This is a genomic window from Phenylobacterium ferrooxidans, assembly GCF_042714595.1.
In the GTDB taxonomy this organism is placed as follows: Bacteria; Pseudomonadota; Alphaproteobacteria; order Caulobacterales; family Caulobacteraceae; genus Phenylobacterium; species Phenylobacterium ferrooxidans.
On sequence record NZ_JAOTJD010000086.1, the window covers coordinates 1 to 2,512 of the forward strand.

2 protein-coding genes and 1 other RNA gene are annotated in these 2,512 nt (G+C 68.8%); 2 read left to right on the plus strand and 1 reads right to left on the minus strand.

What is annotated here, in order from left to right:
* Positions 1–98: 98 nt before the first annotated feature.
* Positions 99–1,022, minus strand: a complete 924-nt coding sequence (gene nudC / locus OCL97_RS22520) for an NAD(+) diphosphatase (RefSeq protein ID WP_377371936.1) — start codon at positions 1,020–1,022, stop codon at positions 99–101.
* 60 nt (positions 1,023–1,082) lie between these two features.
* On the opposite strand from nudC, the gene ffs reads away from it, so the two are divergent.
* Positions 1,083–1,181: signal recognition particle sRNA small type (gene ffs, locus OCL97_RS22525), an RNA gene on the plus strand.
* Between the two features lie 36 nt (positions 1,182–1,217).
* Positions 1,218–2,512, plus strand: a 1,295-nt coding sequence (locus tag OCL97_RS22530; RefSeq protein ID WP_377371937.1) for a DNA polymerase III subunit gamma/tau, incomplete at its 3' end; no start/stop codon positions are given.

Here is a 2,512-nt window from a genome sequence, read left to right on the forward strand (position 1 = left end):
AGACCAAAATCAAGCGGGCCGGATGGGATGACGCCTTCCTCTTCTCAATGCTCGGTCATATGCGATAGCCCTGCCCAGAAGGGGAGCATCTCGAGGATTCAGCTCTCCGCCCAGGCCTTGATGAGCTGGTGGGCGATGGCCATGGGCCCCGGCGCGAAGGTGTTGGGCAGCTTGCCGGCCAGCAGGGTGCGGGCCTCTTCCTTGGTGAACCAGCGGACCTCGGAGAGCTCGGTCTGGTCAGGGGCGGCGTCGTCGTCCTCCACCTGGGCGATCAGGCCGATCATCAGGGACGACGGATAGGGCCAGGGCTGGGTGGAGTGGTAGGTCACCGACGAGGTTTTCAGCCCCGCCTCCTCGTGCAGTTCGCGCGCGCAGGCCTCCTCGATGGTCTCGCCAGGCTCCAGGAACCCGGCCAGGGAGGAGAACATGCCGGCCGGCCAGATTTCCTGGCGGCCCAGCATGCAGCGCTCGCCATGGACGGCCAGCATGATCACCACCGGATCGGTGCGCGGGAAGTGTTCGGCCTTGCAGGCGGGGCAGGCGCGCTTCCAGCCGCCTTCGGCCACCAGGGACGGCTCGCCGCAGTTGGCGCAGTGCTTGTGACGGCGGCGCCATTCGAACATCTGCTTGGCCGTGGCCAGGATGGCGGCGTCGGTGTGGGGCAGGCGGGTGGCGAGCGCCCGCAGGTCTTCGAATCGTCCCAGACCCTGCAGCGGCCCGTCGCAGGGGTCTGCGCCCCCGTCCAGGTCGACGGCGAAGACCGCGGTCTCCTTCCAGAGGCCCATGAACAGCAGGGTTTCAGCCCCGCCGGCCAGCTCGGACACCATCCTGGCCGGCAGGTAGGCGATCTGGACCCCGCCCTCCTTGCTGTTCTCCACCAGGGGCTTGCCGTTCCAGAGGGCGATCCCGAGGGAGTCGTCGGATTTGAGCTGGGCGTTCAGCCAGTCATCGTCCTTCCTGCGCTCGCTGGCGCGGTTCAGGGGGTTTCCGGCGAAGGTGTTCTGGAAGGAAGAAAGAGCCATGAACGCTCTCTTAGCGTCGCCCAAGCTTGCGCGCGAGCCTCAAGCTCGCGATATAGGGGGTGGAGATCGGCGACGGGCGGACGCCTCGCCAACCCGGTCAGGTCCGGAAGGAAGCAGCCGCAACGAGTTTCGCTCCGGGTCGTCGTTCGGTCTCCACCCATCCTATCTCTACAAAGCGCCAACGGCGCGGGGCGCATGGCCGACGAAGATCTCTCGCCCGATCCAGAAACGCCCGAGCGTGATCCCAATACCGAGGACATGTTCGGCGCGCCGCCGCCCGCGCCGGTGACGCCTCCGCAAGAGACCTCGGCCGCCTACACCGTCATCGCCCGCAAGTACCGGCCCCGCACCTTCGACGACCTCTATGGCCAGGAAGCCATGGTGCGGACGCTGAAGAACGCCTTCTCCACCGGCCGGATCGCCCACGCCTTCATGCTGACCGGGGTGCGCGGGGTGGGCAAGACCACCACGGCCCGCTTGCTGGCGCGGGCGCTGAACTACGAGACCGACGCCATCCACGAGCCGACGCTGGATCTCCGCGACGAGGGCCGGCACTGCAAGGCGATCATCGAGGGGCGGCACATGGACGTGCTGGAGCTCGACGCCGCCAGCCGCACCAAGGTGGAGGACATGCGCGAGCTGCTGGACGGGGTGCGCTACGCCCCCGTCGAGGCGCGCTACAAGGTCTACATCATCGACGAAGTGCACATGCTCTCCACCTCGTCCTTCAACGCCCTGTTGAAGACCCTGGAAGAGCCCCCGCCGCATGTGAAGTTCATCTTCGCCACCACCGAGATCCGCAAGGTGCCGGTGACCATCCTGTCGCGCTGCCAGCGGTTCGACCTGCGCCGGGTCGAGCCCGACGTGATCGTCAAGAACCTGGAGATGATCACCGAGGCTGAAGGCGTCCGCGTCGACGCCGAGGGCCTGCTGCTGATCGCCCGCGCCGCAGAGGGCTCGGTGCGCGACGCCCAGTCGATGCTGGACCAGGCCATCGTCCAGGGAGAGCCCGGCCAGACGGTGCCGGCCACCCTGATCCGCGACATGCTGGGCCTGGCCGACCGGGCGCAGACCATCACCCTGTTCGAGCAGACCATGCGCGGCGAGCCCGGCCCCGCCATCGAGACCTTCCGGACCCTCTACGGCTACGGCGCCGACCCGGGCCAGGTGATGCTGGACCTGCTGGAGCACGCCCATTCCGCCTCGGTGGCCAAGGCCATCGGGGCCCACGCCCTGATCATGCCGCGCGAACAGGCCGGCCGGCTGGCGGCGATCGGCGCCGCGGTCTCGGCGGGCACCCTGTCGCGGATGTGGCAGATGCTGCTGCGGGCCTATGACGAGGTGCGTCGGTCTCCGGACCCGGCCGCGGCGGTGGACATGGCGCTGATCCGCCTGGCCTATGCCGCCGACCTGCCTGGGCCCGAGGAGGCGCTCAAGCGCATCCAGACCGGCGACCCGGTGGGCGGCGCGCCCGCGCCTTCCGGCGGCGG

Coding starts and splice junctions, on each gene's coding strand:
- nudC (WP_377371936.1), bottom strand. CDS start 1,022: ATGGCTCTTTCTTCCTTCCAGAACACCTTCGCCGGAAACCCCCTGAAC.